Origin of the sequence: Idiomarina sp. 017G, assembly GCF_004362265.1 — a bacterium.
In the GTDB taxonomy this organism is placed as follows: Bacteria; Pseudomonadota; Gammaproteobacteria; order Enterobacterales; family Alteromonadaceae; genus Idiomarina; species Idiomarina loihiensis.
The window spans coordinates 181,351-199,842 of the sequence record NZ_SNWT01000003.1; the positions used below are offsets into that span (position 1 = coordinate 181,351).

At 47.1% G+C, this 18,492-nt stretch carries 17 protein-coding genes; 5 read left to right on the forward strand and 12 right to left on the reverse strand.

The window, feature by feature from the left end; all coding sequences use genetic code 11:
- The first annotated feature begins 39 nt into the window (after positions 1 to 39).
- From DEU30_RS06925 to DEU30_RS06935, 3 genes are all read left to right on the forward strand, one after another.
- Positions 40 to 1,578, forward strand: coding sequence for an aromatic amino acid ammonia-lyase (locus DEU30_RS06925; RefSeq protein WP_114981740.1), 1,539 nt, complete (start codon positions 40 to 42; stop codon positions 1,576 to 1,578).
- A gap of 93 nt (positions 1,579 to 1,671) precedes the next feature.
- Positions 1,672 to 3,810 (forward strand): prolyl oligopeptidase family serine peptidase, encoded by a 2,139-nt coding sequence (locus tag DEU30_RS06930; RefSeq protein WP_114981739.1) that lies wholly within the window; start codon positions 1,672 to 1,674, stop codon positions 3,808 to 3,810.
- Between the two features lie 121 nt (positions 3,811 to 3,931).
- Entirely contained in the window at positions 3,932 to 4,846 is a 915-nt protein-coding gene (locus DEU30_RS06935) for an SPFH domain-containing protein (protein ID WP_114981738.1), read from the forward strand.
- An 81-nt stretch (positions 4,847 to 4,927) separates the two neighbouring features.
- Here DEU30_RS06935 and DEU30_RS06940 read toward each other — a convergent pair whose 3' ends face one another.
- Genes DEU30_RS06940 through sufB form a run of 7 tightly spaced genes read right to left on the reverse strand, consistent with a single transcriptional unit; the run spans position 4,928 to position 10,966 of the window.
- Positions 4,928 to 5,341: a SufE family protein gene (locus DEU30_RS06940; RefSeq protein ID WP_110012963.1), complete on the reverse strand. Its 414-nt coding sequence runs from the start codon at positions 5,339 to 5,341 to the stop codon at positions 4,928 to 4,930.
- Positions 5,342 to 5,385: 44 nt separating this feature from the next.
- Positions 5,386 to 5,919, reverse strand: a complete 534-nt coding sequence (sufT, locus tag DEU30_RS06945) for a putative Fe-S cluster assembly protein SufT (RefSeq protein WP_011233412.1) — start codon at positions 5,917 to 5,919, stop codon at positions 5,386 to 5,388.
- Positions 5,920 to 5,933: 14 nt separating this feature from the next.
- Positions 5,934 to 6,290, reverse strand: a complete 357-nt coding sequence (locus DEU30_RS06950) for an iron-sulfur cluster assembly accessory protein (RefSeq protein ID WP_011233413.1) — start codon at positions 6,288 to 6,290, stop codon at positions 5,934 to 5,936.
- A 16-nt stretch (positions 6,291 to 6,306) separates the two neighbouring features.
- Positions 6,307 to 7,524 carry a SufS family cysteine desulfurase gene (locus DEU30_RS06955; protein ID WP_114981737.1) on the reverse strand — a complete coding sequence of 406 codons (1,218 nt, stop codon included), beginning with the start codon at positions 7,522 to 7,524 and terminating at the stop codon, positions 6,307 to 6,309.
- Positions 7,521 to 8,771 carry a Fe-S cluster assembly protein SufD gene (sufD, locus tag DEU30_RS06960; RefSeq protein ID WP_110012966.1) on the reverse strand — a complete coding sequence of 417 codons (1,251 nt, stop codon included), beginning with the start codon at positions 8,769 to 8,771 and terminating at the stop codon, positions 7,521 to 7,523. The genes DEU30_RS06955 and sufD overlap by 4 nt, the downstream gene beginning before the upstream one ends.
- Positions 8,768 to 9,526 (reverse strand): Fe-S cluster assembly ATPase SufC, encoded by a 759-nt coding sequence (gene sufC / locus DEU30_RS06965; protein ID WP_011233416.1) that lies wholly within the window; start codon positions 9,524 to 9,526, stop codon positions 8,768 to 8,770. The genes sufD and sufC overlap by 4 nt, the downstream gene beginning before the upstream one ends.
- Before the next feature lie 3 nt (positions 9,527 to 9,529).
- Complete coding sequence (sufB, locus tag DEU30_RS06970; RefSeq protein WP_114981736.1) at positions 9,530 to 10,966, reverse strand: Fe-S cluster assembly protein SufB; 1,437 nt, start codon at positions 10,964 to 10,966, stop codon at positions 9,530 to 9,532.
- 359 nt (positions 10,967 to 11,325) lie between these two features.
- On the opposite strand from sufB, the gene DEU30_RS06975 reads away from it, so the two are divergent.
- A complete protein-coding gene (locus tag DEU30_RS06975; protein WP_114981734.1) occupies positions 11,326 to 11,970 on the forward strand; it encodes a response regulator transcription factor in 645 nt (214 codons plus the stop codon).
- Positions 11,971 to 11,976: 6 nt separating this feature from the next.
- Here the strand turns inward: DEU30_RS06975 and DEU30_RS06980 are convergent, their stop codons facing one another.
- Genes DEU30_RS06980 through DEU30_RS07000 form a run of 5 tightly spaced genes read right to left on the reverse strand, consistent with a single transcriptional unit; the run spans position 11,977 to position 15,492 of the window.
- Positions 11,977 to 12,735, reverse strand: coding sequence for a CsgG/HfaB family protein (locus DEU30_RS06980; RefSeq protein WP_181813908.1), 759 nt, complete (start codon positions 12,733 to 12,735; stop codon positions 11,977 to 11,979).
- A 12-nt stretch (positions 12,736 to 12,747) separates the two neighbouring features.
- On the reverse strand, positions 12,748 to 13,131 hold the full coding sequence (locus DEU30_RS06985; protein ID WP_114981732.1) for a curli assembly protein CsgF: 384 nt from the start codon (positions 13,129 to 13,131) through the stop codon (positions 12,748 to 12,750).
- A gap of 11 nt (positions 13,132 to 13,142) precedes the next feature.
- Positions 13,143 to 13,520, reverse strand: coding sequence for a curli production assembly/transport protein CsgE (locus tag DEU30_RS06990; RefSeq protein ID WP_114981731.1), 378 nt, complete (start codon positions 13,518 to 13,520; stop codon positions 13,143 to 13,145).
- A 52-nt stretch (positions 13,521 to 13,572) separates the two neighbouring features.
- A complete protein-coding gene (locus tag DEU30_RS06995; protein ID WP_114981730.1) occupies positions 13,573 to 15,060 on the reverse strand; it encodes a hypothetical protein in 1,488 nt (495 codons plus the stop codon).
- A 24-nt stretch (positions 15,061 to 15,084) separates the two neighbouring features.
- Positions 15,085 to 15,492: a curlin subunit CsgB gene (locus tag DEU30_RS07000; protein ID WP_114981729.1), complete on the reverse strand. Its 408-nt coding sequence runs from the start codon at positions 15,490 to 15,492 to the stop codon at positions 15,085 to 15,087.
- Between the two features lie 317 nt (positions 15,493 to 15,809).
- On the opposite strand from DEU30_RS07000, the gene DEU30_RS07005 reads away from it, so the two are divergent.
- Positions 15,810 to 18,344 carry a S8 family serine peptidase gene (locus tag DEU30_RS07005; RefSeq protein WP_114981728.1) on the forward strand — a complete coding sequence of 845 codons (2,535 nt, stop codon included), beginning with the start codon at positions 15,810 to 15,812 and terminating at the stop codon, positions 18,342 to 18,344.
- Positions 18,345 to 18,492 lie beyond the last annotated feature (148 nt).

The following is an 18,492-nucleotide window of genomic DNA, read 5'->3' on the forward strand; positions in this document are numbered from 1 at the left end:
CCAGTAATTTAAAGGTCAAACAACGATAATAGAGCTGTGATGAAGAAAAACGTATGTTTTGGTGCAGGCACCTTAAGAATTGAAGATATTGTCCGGCTTTCTCGATGTGAGTCAAAAGCAGAACTAAATTCAGACCCTTTATTCCGGGAGAGGATTCAGGCCGGTGCGGATTTTCTCGAAAAACTCCTGTTGGAAGATGGTGTCATTTACGGAGTAACCACTGGCTATGGAGACAGCTGCACAGTAGGCGTTCCCGCTGACTTAGTTGATGAACTGCCGCTGCATCTTACGCGCTTTCATGGGTGCGGCCTGGGCGAGCATTTTGATAAATCCACAGTGCGAGCCATTCTCGCGGTTCGTTTATGTTCTCTGGCGCAAGGGTACTCGGGAGTAAGCTGGGAGTTACTTGAGCGACTGACCCTTATGATAAATGAGGATATATTGCCTCTTATTCCGCAAGAAGGGAGCGTTGGCGCCAGCGGTGACTTAACGCCTTTATCCTATATTGCCAGTGCGCTTGTTGGTGAAAATAAAGTGCATTTTCGCGGGCAGGTCATTTCAAGTCAGGAGGCTTTTAGCACCTTCGGGTTATCCCCCTATAAACTTAGGCCCAAAGAAGCTCTGGCACTGATGAACGGCACGGCAGTTATGACGGCAGTTGCTTGTCTGAACTTTGACAAAGCGGATTACTTCAGTCGTCTGTCGAGTCGTATTACGTCTTTGGTGTGTTACGCGCTTGGCGGAAACGCTCAGCACTTTGACGAACATTTATTTCAGGTTAAGCCGCATGTGGGTCAACAGCAGGTGGCTAAGTGGATACGCCATGATTTAGGGGAAATACCCACACAAAGAAATTCTGCGCGTTTGCAGGATCGGTACTCCATTCGCTGTGCGCCACATATTGTAGGCGCATTAAAAGATGCTTTACCCTGGCTCCGACAAACAATAGAAAATGAACTGAACAGCGCTAATGACAACCCCATTATTGACGCCGAGCGAGAACAGGTTCTGCACGGTGGTCATTTCTATGGTGGCCATATTGCTATGGCGATGGACACCCTAAAAACGCAGGTGGCTAATCTGGCCGATTTACATGACAGGCAAATGGCGCTGTTGATGGACCGGAAAGTGAATAACGGTTTACCGGCAAACTTATCCGCAGCCGATTCCTCTAGAACTGCCATTAACCACGGGTTTAAAGCGGTGCAAATTGGTTGTTCTGCCTGGACTGCAGAAGCACTAAAGCTGACCATGCCCGCCAGCGTCTTTTCCCGTTCTACTGAGTGTCACAATCAGGATAAGGTGAGCATGGGAACCATTGCGGCCCGGGACTGTGTGAGAGTTCTGGACTTAACTGCACAAGTTGCTATCGCGACTCTTTTGGCTTCTTGCCAGGGTTTTCGGCTGAGGCAAAGAATAAACGGTGCTACGGAATCGTTATCTGCAGAGGTGGAAGACATGCTAAGCGACATTGAAAAAGAATTTGCTCCGGTAAAAGAAGACCGTGCGCTTGAGGATGAACTTCGTTTTTGGCTGGAGCAATTAGCTGAAAAACGCTGGACTTTGTACACACCTTGATACGTATTTATGCTACTTTCTAACTGAAGACTTTGCTAAATTAAAGTGCGGGTTAAAAGAATTTCCTATAGAGAGTCGATAAGGATAATAACAATGAAATATCTACTGGGAGCAGTTGCAGTCAGTTTGCTGACAGCCTGTTCACAAAATGCTGAAACAGAACAAGAGGCGAATACGCAATCTATGTCGTATCCGGAAACGCGTAAAGGCGATGTGGTTGATACCTACTTTGGTACCGAAGTAGCGGACCCGTATCGCTGGTTAGAAGATGACCGTAGCGAAGAGACCGAAAACTGGGTTAAAGCTCAGAATGAAGTGACGTTCGCACACTTAGAGTCTATTCCATATCGCGAGACGATAGAAAAGCGTCTGACCGAGTTGTGGAACTACGAGAAAATCAGCGCGCCGTTTAAAGAGGGCGATTACACCTATTTCTACAAAAATGACGGTCTGCAAAACCAGTATGTGGTGTACCGCCAAAAAGGTGACGAAGAACCGGAGGTATTCCTGGACCCGAACACCTTTAGTGAAGACGGAACAACCTCGCTGGCACAGCTAACCTTTTCTGACGACGGTTCGCTAGCGGCTTACTCAATTTCTGAGGGCGGCAGTGACTGGCGTAAAATTCGGGTTATTGATGCGGAAACCAAAGAGCAGCTGGAAGATCCTTTAGTGGATGTTAAATTCAGCGGCGTTTCCTGGGTAGGCAATGAAGGTTTCTACTACTCCAGTTATGATAAGCCAGAAGGCAGTGAGCTTTCTGCAAAGACCGACCAGCACAAGCTGTATTACCACGAGCTGGGTACAGACCAGGCTGATGATAAACTGGTGTTTGGTGGAACGGATGTTGAGAAGCACCGCTATGTTGGTGGTTCAGTAACTGATGATGACCGGTATTTGCTCATTTCAGCCGCAAACTCTACCTCGGGCAACAAACTGTTTTTAAAAGACCTGACCGATGAAGACAGCGAGCTGGTGACAATTCTTGATCATACCGATTCGGATACTCGTGTATTAGATAACGATGGTTCAAAGCTTTACCTTGTGACTAACCTTGATGCGCCAAACCAGCGTGTTGTGACTGTTGACGCGAGTAATCCAGCGCCGGAAAACTGGGAAGACTTTATCCCAGAAACGGAAAACGTGTTGAGCGTATCAACCGGTGCGGGTTATATCTTTGCCGAGTACATGGTCGATGCCGTAGCTAAGGTGAAACAATACGCTTATAACGGCGATATGGTTCGTGAAGTGCAGTTGCCGGGCGTAGGCAGCATAGGTGGCTTCTCAGGTAAAAAAGAAGCGGACGAATTATACTATACCTTTACTAATTACAGCACACCGTCAACGATTTATAAGTTCGACCCGGATCAGGGTGGCTCCGAAGTTTACGCCGAGTCTGGCGCCGATTTTGATTCTGCCAACTACGAATCAAAGCAGGTGTTTTATACCTCGAAAGACGGTACTGAAGTGCCTATGATCATTACCTACAAAAAGGGCACCAAGCTGGATGGCTCAAACCCGACAATTTTGTACGGTTATGGTGGCTTTAATATCAGTCTGACACCGTCGTTTAGCATTGCTAACGCAGCCTGGTTAGAAATGGGCGGCGTTTACGCCGTTGCTAACTTGCGTGGTGGCGGTGAGTACGGCAAAGACTGGCATAAAGCTGGTACCAAAATGCAGAAGCAGAATGTGTTTGACGATTTTATCGCGGCGGCCGAGTATTTAATTGAGAAAGACTATACCTCACCGGAGCGTTTAGCCATTCGCGGTGGCTCTAATGGTGGCTTGCTAGTCGGTGCGGTAATGACACAGCGGCCAGAGCTATTTGCAGTCGCTTTACCTGCTGTCGGTGTTCTGGATATGCTTCGTTATCACACCTTCACCGCTGGCGCAGGTTGGGCATACGATTATGGTACAGCCAATGACAGTAAAGAAATGTTCGAGTACTTGTTAGGGTATTCGCCTGTTCACAACGTGGAAGAAGGCGTGGCTTATCCGGCGACGTTGATTACCACCGGTGACCATGATGACCGTGTCGTTCCTGCGCACTCATTTAAGTTTGCGGCGGAGCTTCAGGATAAAGCGGGCGGTGAGAATCCTCAGCTTATCCGTATTGAAACCAATGCCGGTCACGGTGCTGGCACACCGGTTTCAAAAACCATTGAGCAGTACTCCGATATTTTCGGTTTTACTTTGTATCACATGGGGTTTGAAGAGCTTCCTAAGTAACGACTGAACAGTAAAGGCTTCGCTACAGACGGCGAAGCCTTTGCATATCATCCTTTCGATATTTTTCTCATTTCCCGTTAATCTCTTTTCACTCCCACTCTCGTATTATAAGGATTCAATAATGAACAATGATTTTAATATTATGTGGGTAGTTGCCGCTGTAGTTGTTTTACTTTTACTGATAGCGTCGGTGCGCATTGTGCCGCAGCAAAGCGTGTATTTGGTTGAGTTGTTCGGGCGTTATCGCCGCATGCTGACGCCGGGGCTTAACTTTATTATCCCGCTTATTGAGCAGGTCGCTCATAAACAGTCGATGAGAACGCGGCAGCTGGATGTCGATGTTGAGACCAAAACAAACGATAATGTTTTTGTCATTGTCCGGGTGTCAGTGCAGTATCGCGTGAGCAATGAAACCGCAGTTTATAATGCGTTTTATCAGCTGGAAAATCCCGAGTGGCAAATGCAGTCCTATGTGTTTGATACGGTGCGCGCACAAATTCCTAAGCAGAACCTGGACGCGGTGTTCGACAATAAAGACTCTATTTCTAAAGATGTAAAAGAGCAGTTGCGCGATACCATGGAAGAATATGGTTTTGAGATTATTGCGTCGCTGGTGACAGACATTGATCCGGACCAGTCCGTTAAAGATTCAATGAACCAAATTAACGCCGCAGAAAGAGAGCGCCGTGCGGCAGAACATAAGGCAGAAGCTGAAAAAATCATGCTGGTGAAGCAGGCTGAAGCCGACAAAGAATCGAAAATTTTGCAGGGTCAGGGTATTGCCGGTCAGCGTTTAGCGATAGCTGAAGGTTTGCGGGACTCTATTGCCATGGTTACCGATCAGGCTAATGACATAACGTCTAAAGATGTCATCGATTTGCTGAAATTCACTAACTATGTCGATGTATTGGGTTCTTTCGATACCGCTGCCAGTAAAGTGATTATGTTGCCGCAACCAACGGGTCAGCTGGATTCTTTATCCTCGGATATTTTAAGCGCCATGGAAGCGGCCAAAGACAGTAAAAAAGATGCCTGAAACCTTTCCGTTGTTGGCAGCTCAACCAATCTACGATAATACCAATCGATTTTATGCGGTTGAGCTGCTGTTTAATACCATTTAAGCCTGGCTGTGTTTCGCTAGTTGCTGAATTTTTCCGACAATAGCACGTAAGCCGTTTCCACGAGTCGGTGTAATGTGGTTTTCTAAGTCCAGCTGAGCAAAATAGCTATCGATATCAAAGGCAAGAACTTGCTCCGGCGTTTTGTCGTGGTAAGCGGCCATGACTAAAGTCAACAACCCCTGCACAATGACGGCGTCGCTATCAACGTGCAGCAACAGTTTACCGTCTTTTTCTTCACTAATAAGCCAGACATTACTTTGGCAACCGCGCACCAGATACTCATCTTTATGCTGGCTTTCTGGTAGGCCGGGCAAAGCTTTACCTAAATCAATGATGTACTGGTAACGTTGCTCCCAGTCATCTAAAAACTCTAAGTCATCAATGATTTCATCTGTACTGGGTAAATTCATGCTTACCAATAACCTTCACTTATAAGTTAAAAGGACAACTAAAGTTAAAAGAAGACGCCTGCTTCAAGCTGAGCTTCTTCGCTCATCATGTCGCGTGACCAGGGTGGGTCAAAAACGAGTTCAACATTCACATTTTTAACGTGCGGTACCAGAGAAACCCGATACTCAACATCACCCACTAATACCGGACCCATACCACAGCCTGGTGCGGTTAAGGTCATATCAATAGTAACGGTGCCGGAATCTTTATCAACCGCGACTTTGTAGATAAGCCCTAGCGAAACTAAGTTAATCGGAATTTCCGGGTCATAAATGGTCTCTAACGCTTCCCAGACCTGATCTTCTGAAACTTTTCCGTTTGCTGGTGGTTCAAAGTCGAGCTTTTCTGGCTTACGGCCAATCGCATCCGCATCCGTGCCGTCTATGCGCAGCATGTTACCCTGAAAGGTAACCGTATAGTTACCGCCTAAATCTTGAGTAATAGTAACAAACTCACCTTTAGGAATAACTTTAGGCTCACCCGTTGGCACGCGACGCGCTTTAACTTCACGGGTGGTGGACACCATTTTCTGCTGCATAATTTAAACTTCCGTTACTGCACGTTGAAGCTTTCGCCGCAACCGCACTCATTAACAACATTCGGGTTGTTGAATTTAACCACGCCGTTAATGCCTTCTTTTACGTAATCAATTTCGGTATTACGTACCAGTTCCAACGCATTAGAGGCAATAGCGACTTTGATGTTGTCGTTAATATCGACCACTTCATCGCCGTCTTCCATCGCATCGACAGAATCAAGCACATAGGCATAACCCGTACAGCCACTTTGCTTAGTAGAAAGGCGAATTAGCTTGCCCGGTTCATCTTTTAAGCGTGACTCAAAGTAACGTACAGCGTTTTCTGTCATCGAAATTAACGAAGACGATGGTACAAATGTTTCTACAGACATGAGTCTCCTCCTGCCATTAGGCTAGCATTAAACGAGCTTTGTTGATGCCTTCGAACAGCTTATCAACCTCGTCTAGCGTATTATAAATGGTAAATGACGCGCGCGCAGTACCTGGTACCTTCAGGCGTTTCATAAGCGGTTGAGCGCAATGGTCACCAGTACGAATGGCTATGCCTTGTTTGTCCAGCAAAAAGCCAATATCAGCAGGGTGTGCGCCATCTAGAATAAAGCTTAGCACGCCAATTTTGTTGTCGGCGTGGCCAACAATGGTTAAGCCATCGGTTTGCTCTGCTAGTTGTGTTGCGCGTGCCAGTAAAGCGGTTTCGTGAGCTAAAATATCGGCCTTATTAAATTGCTGTAACCAGTTTATCGCTGCCGCCAGACCAATGGCTCCCGCGATATTTGGTGTACCGGCTTCCAGTCGGTTGGGTAATTCACCCCAAGTGGCGTCCTGGTAACTGACTGTGGCTATCATTTCGCCGCCGACTAACCATATAGGCCAGTCTTTTAAAACCTCGTAACAGCCCCATAGCACGCCAATGCCGGTTGGCCCGAATAGCTTATGACCGGAAAACGCATAAAAATCACAGCCAATGTCCTGCACATCGATAGCGCCATGTGCAACACCCTGAGCACCGTCTATCATGACCAGTGCGTCTTTGGCTTTAGCGGCAGCGGTGAGTTCTTTAATTGGGTTAATGGTACCCAGCGCATTGGAAATGTGCGGCATTGAAACGAAAGCCGTGTTCTCACTCAACAGGGCGTGAAACTGCTCGGTATTCAGTGAACCGTCTTCGTTAATGGGTACGACTTTCAATGTGGCGCCAGAACGCTTACACGCCTGTTGCCAGGTTACCAGGTTCGCATGGTGCTCCATTTCGGTCACCAGCACTTCTTCACCGGCTTTTAAGCGCTGAGCAACACCATTAGCGACCAGGTTAATACCCTCGGTTGTGCCGCTGGTCCAGATAACCTCTTCTTGACGATTAGCATGTATGTAATCAGCGACGGTTTTACGTGCCGCTTCGTAGCGATGGGTGGCTTCATCAGAAAGATAATGAGCTCCGCGATGAACATTAGCGTTGCACTGAGTATAGTAATCCGTCAGCGCATCGATGACCGCTTGTGGCTTTTGCGTGGTGGCAGCGTTATCCAGATAAACCAGTGGTTTACCGTTTACCTGCCGTTGCAGTATCGGAAACTGCTCACGAATTTGTGCAACGTTCAGGCTCATTGCTTCTCCATCATACTTTCAAAGCGGGTTTTCAAAATCGGCTGCAACCAGTCGGCCAGGGCTTTATTTGGCATCTGGAAAACCATTTCCTGTACGAAACCAAAGTTGAGCATAACCAGCGCTTGTTGCCTGTCGATGCCACGCGTCAGCATGTAATACAACGCTTCTTCGTCAATTTCAGCAACCGTTGCACCGTGCGCACACTGTACATCGTCTGCGTAAATTTCCAGCTCGGGCTTAGTATTAATTTGCGCACCACGAGTCAGCAGCAGGTTACGATTATTCAGTTCGGCCAGGGTTTTTTGCGCATGGCGGTGAATATGAATGCGGCCATTAAATACTGCTTTTGCCCTGTCACCGATAATGCCCCGGGCGTTCTCTTCGGTCGTGCCGTTAGGTGAGGCATGTTCGATGGTGCTGTGCAGATCGAAGTGCTGGCGTGGAGCCAGTAAATACACGTTATTAAACTTGGCGAACGCATGCTCACCAGCGTGTTCAATGTCTACGTCCAGACGCGTTAACTGACTGCCGTAGCCAATTAGGGTGCTGTTCAGTCTGGCGTGATCGTGCAGTTTAAAGTGACTGCCGCCAATATGAATCGCTTCGCCCTCGTGCAGGGCAAAACGGTAATGCTCTAAACGCGCTTTCTCGGCTATGTCATATTCAGCAAAGACGGTATTCAGGCTGTTACCTGAGCCGCTGCCGTGCTCAATAATGGTTGCCTGCGCATTTTCACCAACACGTACCAGCGTGCGCTGATGAGACTCGATACCGGCAGACGCAAAGTTAACGATGCGAATGGGTTGTTCAACTTTAGCGCCAGCCGCAATGTCGATAACGACACCTTGCTGCGCCAATACGTCGTTTACCAGGCCAAACAAATGACGGCTGGGTTTTACTTGCGCAAAAATAGCTTCAGCGGGTTCGCTGGGCGCTGACAGCTCACTAATAGTGATGCCTTCAGGTAACTTAAGCTTGCTGATGTCGGTACTAAGCTGACCGTCCACAAACACCAAATCCAGACTGTTTAAGCCTTCAATGACTGGTGCTTCGGCGGTCGCGTTACCGGTGCCGGATTTCAGCTCTAAATCAGCAACCGGATGCAACGAGGTATAACGCCATGCTTCGGTGCGGCGTGTCGGCCATTGCTGTTGCTTTAACGTGTCCAAGGCTTGTGCCCGGACCGGAGATAGCCAATCGTCAACGGTCGAGGCACGCTCTAAAACGTGGTTTAACCATTGACTCATGCATCTGCTCCTTCTGCTTCAGCTAACCAGGCATAACCTGAGGCTTCGACTTCTTTCGCCAGTTCAGGACCGCCACTTTTCACAATTTTGCCTTTAGACAGAATGTGCACATAGTCAGGCTCAATGTAATCGAGCAAACGTTGGTAGTGCGTAACCACGATAAAACTGCGTTTGCCGTCGCGCTGGCTGTTCACACCCTTAGCTACAACCTGTAGAGCATCGACGTCAAGCCCGGAATCAGACTCATCCAGAATCGCAATTTTCGGCTCAAGCATAATCATCTGCATAATTTCGTTACGCTTTTTCTCTCCACCGGAAAAGCCTTCATTGACGCCGCGCTTTAAGAAGTCGAGCGGTAACTCAACTTGCTTGCAGGCTTCTTTGGCTTTTTTCAGAAACTCAGCTGAGCTCAAAGCGCTTTCGCCGTGAGCTTCACGCATGGCATTCACGGATTCTTTCATGAATTCCATGTTGCTTACGCCTGGAATTTCAACAGGGTATTGGAAAGCCAGAAATATACCGGCCTGGGCGCGCTCTTCTACTTCCATGTCCAGTAAGTCTTTACCGTCCATTTCAACGCTGCCGCTTTCAACTTCGTAGCCATCGCGGCCAGATAAAACGTAACCTAAAGTACTTTTTCCGGCACCGTTAGGACCCATAATGGCGTGTACTTCGCCGGGTTTTATTTCCAGATTCAGGCCTTTTAAAATTGTTGTTTCTTCCACACGTGCGTGCAGGTCTTTAATCGATAGCATGTTTTACCCCACTGAACCTTCAAGACTGATTTCAAGCAACTTACCGGCTTCCACCGCAAACTCCATTGGTAGTTCGCGGAATACCTCTTTACAGAAGCCATTTACAATCATTGAGACTGCTTTTTCAGGGTCCAGGCCTCGTTGCCGACATAAGAATAATTGATCGTCACTCACCTTAGAGGTGGTGGCTTCGTGTTCAACAATCGCGGTTGGATTGCTGCTTTCAATATACGGGAATGTGTGTGCGCCGCACTGGTCGCCAATAAGCAGCGAATCACATTCGGTAAAGTTACGCGCGCCCTCGGCACCTGGGCCCATACGAACCAGACCTCGGTAAGCGTTATTACTGCGACCGGCGGAAATACCTTTGGAAATGATGGTCGACTTGGTGTTCTTACCTAAATGGATCATTTTGGTGCCGGTATCGGCTTGTTGTCTGCCGCGGGTTAACGCAACTGAGTAGAATTCCCCAACGCTGTTATCGCCTTTAAGAATACAGCTTGGATACTTCCAGGTAACGGCAGAGCCTGTCTCTACCTGAGTCCAGGAGATCTTCGCGTTTTTCTCGCACAGGCCGCGTTTAGTGACAAAGTTATAGATACCGCCTTTGCCGTTTTCATCACCCGGATACCAGTTTTGCACCGTAGAGTATTTGATCTCCGCGTTATCCAGTGCAACCAACTCAACTACGGCCGCGTGTAATTGGTTTTCGTCACGTTGTGGTGCGGTACAACCTTCCAGATAACTAACGTGACTGCCTTCTTCGGCGACAATTAAGGTACGCTCAAACTGACCGGTATTCTGTTCGTTTATGCGGAAGTAAGTTGATAGTTCCATAGGGCAGCGAACGCCTTTTGGAATATAAACAAACGAGCCATCGGTGAATACGGCACTGTTCAGCGCAGCAAAGAAGTTATCGCCACGGGGAACCACGGTACCTAAGTACTTTTTAACTAATTCAGGGTACTTGTGAAGGGCTTCAGAGATAGGGCAGAAGATAACGCCTGCTTCTTCCAGCTTCTCGCGGAATGTTGTGACCACGGATACTGAATCGAAGACCGCATCAACAGCTACGCCCGCCAGCATTTCCTGCTCATGCAGAGGAATACCCAGCTTTTCGTATGTGCGTAGCAGTTCCGGATCAACCTCGTCTAACGACTTAGGCTTGTCTTTCATACTCTTAGGTGCTGAGTAGTATGAAATTGACTGGTAATCTACCTTAGGATAATCGACGTGTGCCCAGTCAGGCTCTTCCATTTTTAACCAGGTGCGATAAGCCTTCAGACGCCATTCCAGCATCCATTCAGGCTCACCCTTAATGGCGGACAGACGGGCAATGACGTCCTCGTCCAAACCAATTGGGAAAGTTTCTGACTCTATTTCTGAAATGAAGCCTGCGTCGTATTTACGCGCAAGCGCCTGATCAATCTGTTCACTCATGATTTACCCACTCTAAAAGCTGCGGATGGGAGTTTCGCCCGTTACTGGCCGACAGTATAAAATACCTGACTAAAACACTCAACTTTATCTGCTGACCAACATTATACGGGATCACAGCCTTTTTGTCGCTTATTTCGCCGGGTGAGGTAAGCCTGTTGCTCTTTATTTTAAATGCTATAATGTAAATTAGAATGGTTGTTATGTTTTGTTGCATGTTCTAAGGTGTCATGTCTTTTAGTACAAAATTTAATCATATATTGTAAAGAGCCACATCAATCGTTGTAAAAATGTAATATGAGAAGAATATAAGAAGAAAAGTACAGTAATAAAATAAGCTTTTAGGTTTAGGGAGGGCTGTTATGGGACGTTATACGCGGTTAGCTTTAATCGAACACCAAAAACGTACGCAGAACTTAGGGTTGCTGGCAGAATCCTTAGAGATATCAGTCGTCCATCGTGCATTTTCTCAACTTGTTGATCGTTCGCCAGAGCCGGAAACCATGGTGGCTTATTCGCTGGGATCGGAGCAGTTATCTCGTTCCCACATTACCAGTGAAATTGCTGCATTAACCAAAACTTATCCGTTGTTTTTAGTTAATGCGAGAAAAGACGATGTTCGTCCTATTCAGGCTCTGAACCTTGGTGCCCGAGGTATCATCTATGAAAACGACCATTTAGATCGGGTACTGACCGCGATAAAAGTGATTAGCCAGGGGGAGCTTTATTATCCGCGTTCATTGCTTTCAGATAAAATTGAAGAAATGATGCTGCGGCGACAAGCGGATGACTCTTTTACTACTGTGTCTCAAATTAATTCCCTTACGCCACAAGAGTTAAAAATTATAGAGTTGGTTGCTACCGGAGCTCGCAATAAAGAAATTGCTGAGCACTTAAACATCAGTGCCCATACGGTGAAAACACACTTGTCTTCCATTTTTCGAAAGACCGGGGCGCGTAACCGGGTCGAATTACTAAAGTGGTCCAGTTACGCGACATCCGTTTAACTCTGGTTAGCTCTCTGCACGCCAGTACCCCATGTCCAGGCCTTTTTCTATTAACTCTACCAGCGCTCGTTCCATCGCTTGTTTTACTGACAATTGAACCGGTTCGTTGGTTGAATAACCGCCTTCGAATTCGGCCAGACGGTTGAGAGATACATAGCGAAACAGACCCGCCCGGAGCTCCTGTGAGAACACTTTTTTACTTGCCGATACCGATACCAGTACCTGCCCGCTGTAAACGTCTACTGCTCGTAAATAGACGGATACCTGGTCTTCCCGGTAGAGCTCTGATGCACCAATACCAAAATATTCTGCGCCGATGCCGCCAGTGCTGACATTGGTATCGTAGCTTATAATACCGCCTTCCAGCAGCAACCTGGCCTCACTTAACGGGGGCAGCTCTTTATTTTTACTGGAGTTATGTATCTTTCGTTCGGTTAACAAGTTTTGCAGGTTTTCACGCTCCATAGGTAAGAACCAACCTGACTCCAGTAACATTTGAGTGAGCATAGAGGTTGCTCCCTGAGTTACTGCGGTAGAAAAGCTGGAAACATTAGCCTGTGGTTTATACTGCCCAGTTTGGTCCCTAAAGGCATAAACCGATACCGGAATACGGGTCTGGGGTAATGGGCTTTGCTTCAAAGTTGTCATTGTTGAGCTGGGCGCGTCAATTTCAGCGGGCTTTACATTGATGTCCGTTGGCTTGGGCATTAACGCGCAGCCGCTCATAACAAGTGACGCTAAAATGAGGAAAATTTTACGCATGATTATTCTCCTCACTTATATTGAAGGCATGGTGATAACAGTCTGTTCACCGCTGCCGTTATGAGTGATGTAGACAATAACGCTACCGTCTGGCTGACCAACAACTTCAACCGTGTACTCACCTGTGTCATACAGGCCTTCAACAATTTCGCCATCCGCAATACGGCGGGTAAGTGAATTGATGATATTACGCTCTAACGCTTCGCGGAAACGGTCAACAAAAGAGCGGGCGGAATCAGGTGCTGAATGAGCATTCTGACTTTGTGCTTTTTGTAATAAAAAACTCCCGTTCATTGGGTTTCCACCAAAGCTCGGGTTAATAGGTTGATAGACAATTTCAGTTGCTGCGGCATTTACTGCCACAAGCAAACAACCAATGAAGAGCCAACGTAATTTCATAATCTGCGCCTTTAAAAATTATTATCTTGTGGCGTATCAAATACAGAGTCCGCTTTTACTCGCGCGACTTCGTTAATACTGATCAAAATGGCTTTCTCGGCCATTTTCTTGACATCGTTTTGCCGTCTTCCGAAGTAAGTCTGGAATATCTTGGTTTGCTCCATCTCCACCCACAAATAGGTGCCAGCCTGAGGATAGACCTGCTCGTGAATGACAACAGTAATACCGTTAGTTGAGGGAATGTCACGCCAATAGCTGGTGTAGTAGAAGAAAAAGTCTTTGCCGAAACGTGAAATGGTTCGGTCCAGCACCATGCCGCCAAGCTCTATTTCGTCGGCTTGACTAACCGGAGTAAACAGCAGAACGATTAGAATGAGTTTCTTTAGCATAAGGACTAAGAAAGCGGCTACACCAAAGTGACGCAGCCGCTAACCTTACTTCTTAGTATTGAACAACAGTAGCGACGTTGTAGTCGCCTTGCTGATACACGCTCATAGTGTTGCCGTCACTGGCCTGACCGCCGGTAACAACGTTGTAGTCACCTACTTGCTGAATATCGACGCTGCCATTACTGCCGCCAACAATGAACGAACCGCCATCTCCGGCGATAACGTTGCTGTTACCTTCCTGATAGAAGCTGATTAGGTTCTCATCGCCACCAATAATGGTATCGATTAAGTTAATATCGCCTTGTTGTTCGGAATCTAACGTGTTGCCTGAGGTAGTGCCTGCGTCGTAAGAGTAAGCCAGGGTTACGTTGCCGTCACCAACTTGGTTGGACATGACATCGTTGTCGTCGCCTACAAACACAACTTCGGCTGTGTTTGCATCACCGCGCTGACGGCTCTGAATGTCGTTGGAAACGCCTTGTACAGCCACTCCGTTAAAGTTTTCATCACCACGGCTGCTGACCATAATGTCATTTTGCTCACCGTAAGATTCACCGACAGCAGTGTTGTTATCGCCTGTTTGCTCAAGCTCAACATTATGCATGTCGCCCTCGGTGGCGAACACTGCGTAGTTATTGTCACCGCGTTGGTATGCATCAATTAGGTTGTCGTTACCAATCATGCCATTTGCGGCTTCAACAATGTTTGAGTTACCTTGCTGCTGAACAACAATAAAGTTGGCTTCGCCCTGGATGGGTTGAATCAGGAATTCGTTTGCTGAACCGTCCTGAAATACATCGACGAAGTTCTCGTTACCTTGTAAGTCTTCGGCAATGAAAATGTTCGATGAACCATATTGCTGAGCATACACTTCGTTGTCGTCGCCGTCCGCGCCAACAACACCTGCAACGTTACCGTCACCTTCTTGTGATGCTTCGAAGGTATTGCGGTCGCCCGACGCATTGAAATAGCCTGACTCATTCAGCGAACCAGATTGTTCGCTTAAGAACAAGTTGTCACTGCCTGAAATCTGGAAGTTGCTCCAGTTGGAGTCGCCTGACTGGTAAATTTCTGCTGTATTATAGTCGCCACTTAGGTCAATGGCGGCCTCGTTAACATCACCGGACTGTTCAGCAACTGCAGTGTTACCGTCACCCTGCAGGAAAATACTGGCCGAGTTCAAGCTGCCTTCCTGATAAGCTGATAACCAGTTGTCATCACCGACGGCGTCAGCATTGAAAACGTTCCAGAGTCCAGACTGCTCGCCTTCGACCAGGTTGAAGTCGCCGGTAACGTAAGCATAAGCTTCGTGCCAGTCGTCAAACTGCAACAGTGATGTAACGTTATCGTCACCGTACTGGTCAGCATACGCCCAGTGTGCGGCTCCGGCTTGTTCAACATACACTTCGTTACCAATTTCAACGGCGCCAGCCGATTCCTGATTAATAACAGCAATGTGGTTTTCGGCAACCGCGCTACCTGCAAAGGCAATGCCTAAAGCAAGAGCGATAGCACTTTTCTTTATAAGTATTTTCGACATGATTGTTCTCCGTAATTGTTGTAATCAAAACTGCGTGATGGACATTTCAGCTGCAGAGCCTGATTGTTGGATAGTAATAGCATTGTCGCTACCCAGCTGTTGTAGCTGAATAAGGTTGCTATTTCCCAACTGCAGGATGGTTGCTGAATTACCGCGTCCTGATTGTTCTGCAGTGACAGAATTATTGAACCCTTGCTGTTCCAGGCTAAGAGTGTTTTCAAAGCCAGACTGAACCAAATACGCGTAATTTTGCTCGCCCGACTGGATAACTGAAGTGAGGTTATAAGATCCGAGTTGAGCAATTTCTGCATGGTTTGCAAGGGCCTGCCGCTCCAGTAACCCTGCTAATGCAACAGGAATGTCTTTTGCCACTCCGGGGAGTGAGACAAAAAGCAAAACCAATGCTGCTAAAAGTTGTTTTTTGTAAATCAAAGCGGAACACCTTTTGTTAATAATTCCGCTAACAAGAATAAGTGGTTCAGAGGCCTGAACAATCGTATGAAAGGGGTATTTTATATGACTAGTTCGTGATGTTTTTGAATTAAAATATCATTATATTTCAAATGCTTGATTTGTTAATTCTGCTTCTCTGCACCAAACGGCCTAGTCCTTTATTCGTATTTATGATCAGATTTCGTAAAGCTATATCTTTCGAGATACCTTTACGTCAAAAATATGCTAGTTATTTTGTAGTGCTTAAGTTTTAGGCACGACGATAACTCATAAAACAACAAGACAGAGGAAGCAAAATGGCTAATATTAAAAAGTTAGTCGTTGGTATTTCTATGGTGTTAGTCGCGGGTTCAGCTGCAGCGGCAACCGATAAGAAAGCTGATGATGATTCACTGCTGGTTATGTTTAAGCAGTCAGTGACGAAAGAGCAACGACAAGATTTGATTCAAAATGCAGGTGGCAGTTTACGCGCACTTGATGACAGCGGTCGTGATATAGCAATGCGTCATATTGCTGATGGCAGAATTGCGAAAGTTAAGGTGCGCAATGCGAAACAGCGCGATGCGTTAATAAAGCGTCTGTCTCAACACCCCCTGGTTGAGGTTGCTGAGCCTAACTACATTATTAATATTAAAGACTCAAAAGAGCCCGGATTTAATATACTTGCGACTCCAGATGATCCTGGTTTCGGTGATATGTGGGCGCTGGAGAACACCGGGCAGAGCGGCGGTACGCCGGGTGTGGATATTGATGCGCGGCCAGCCTGGGATATTACGACTGGCGACAGTAATATTGTTATCGGTGTCATCGACAGCGGTGTTGACTATACGCACCCGGATTTAGCCGGAAATATGTGGGTTAATCCCGGTGAAATCTGCGACAACGGCGAAGATGACGATGGCAACGGTGTTGTCGATGATTGCTATGGTTACTCGGCTATAACATCCAGCGGTGATCCAATGGATGAAAACGGCCATGGCACGCACGTTGCCGGAACCATTGGTGCAACATCAAACAATGGCGTGGGCGTTACCGGGGTTAACTGGGATGTGCAAATTATAGGTTGTCAGTTCCTCGATGCCGATGGTTATGGTAGTACAGCTGGCGCTATCGAGTGTATTGATTATATGGCCAATTTAAAGGTTAACCATGGGGTAAATTTGGTTGCGACTAATAACTCCTGGGGTGGCGGTGCTTATTCAGAGTCGTTAAAAACAGCCATCAGCGACAGTATTGATCAGGGTATTATGTTTGTTTCAGCGGCAGGGAACGATGGTATCGATGCAGACGTTACGGCAAGTTACCCTGGTGGGTACGATCTTGACGGTATTGTGAATGTTGCTAATACAACGCGTACCGACAGTATGTCCGGAACGTCAACCTATGGTCTGGAGTCTGTTGATTTAGGTGCTCCGGGTACTGAAATTCTTTCCACTTACTTAAATGATGGCTATGCAACGGCGAGCGGAACATCAATGGCCAGTCCACATGTTGCAGGTGTTGCTGCATTAGTCTGGTCAATTGACCCAAGCCTGACAATTGCCGAAGTGAAGCAAATTCTTATGGATTCCGGTGAGAGTATTCCTGCGTTATCGGGTAAAACGGTCTCCGGAAAGCGCCTGAATGCATTAAGTGCTTTAGAGGCTGCCGACCCTGATCCTGCTTACCGGTTAACTTTGTCTCCGGGCAGACAGGAAATTGTCGCTGGTGACAGCACAACCTTTACTCTGGATGTTGGCAGTATTGCAGATTGGTCGGGTACCGTTGATTTAAGTGTTGCGGCTGAGCCTGAACTGGATGTTTCGCTGTCCTCAAGTCAGGCTGACGAAGGAGACAGTGTCGATGTACAGGTGAATACAACCGATGAGACACAATGGGGTGAGTACAGCATCACTGTCAGTGGCTCAGATGTTGAAACGGGCGAAATTACCCGTGAAGTGAGCTCGGCTGTGTATGTTCTGCCGCAAGGTTTGTCAGACTTCTATTATGAAGACGCAGCAAATACGGATATTCCGGATGATGACAATGAGGGTATTTCGCGAGTCATTAATGTGCCTGAAACGGGTGTTGTTTTTGGTGCGGATGTGAGTGTTGATATTACTCATACCTGGCAGGGCGACCTGATTGTCAGCTTAACCTCGCCTGAAGGTACTGAGCATGTATTGCACGACCGTGCTGGTGGTAGTACTGAAGATTTAGTGCGCAGCTGGTCTGTTGATACCTTTAATGGTGAAGATATGACGGGTGACTGGACACTGACCGTTTCAGATAATGCCGGCGCTGATACAGGCACATTAAATCATTGGTCATTAACGTTAACGGCGGTGGAAGAAGATGATGGTTTGCCGGATGCGCCGGTTGCCAGCTTCGAAGCCAGTGTTGATGATTTAACCGTAACCTTTAGCAATACTTCGTCAGACAGTGACGGCGATATTGCCAGCTATTTCTGGGAGTTTGGTGACGGTAGCACATCGACTGAAGCTAACCCGGTTTACGCTTACTCTGAAGCCGGAATTTACGATGTAACATTAACGGTTACAGATGCAACTGAGCTGTCTGATAGCGTAACGCAGTCGGTTAATGTCAGCATAACGGACATTGAACTGAGTGTTTATCGTGCAACTCATTTGCGTAACGATACAACCTTAGTTGATTTACGCTGGAGCGGTGCTGCCGGAGATGTTGATCTTTACCGTGACGGTGAGTTTATCGAAACCCTGGATAATTCAGGTCGATACCGCGATCGCTTTAAGTCAGATGGTAGTGACGTAGTTTATGAACTGTGTGAAACCGGAACAGAAGCTTGTCAGTCAGCTACAGCCAGCTTCTAATGCTGAGTTGAGTTAGGCCAACAGTTGTAACGTATAAAGGGCACCAGTCGGTGTAATGCCGATCAGTTAAGAAAAATTTTAGCGATCGGTTGACCGATCCGGCAGAGACTTCAAAATCCGTAGTTAGGTTTTCTAACTACGGATTTTT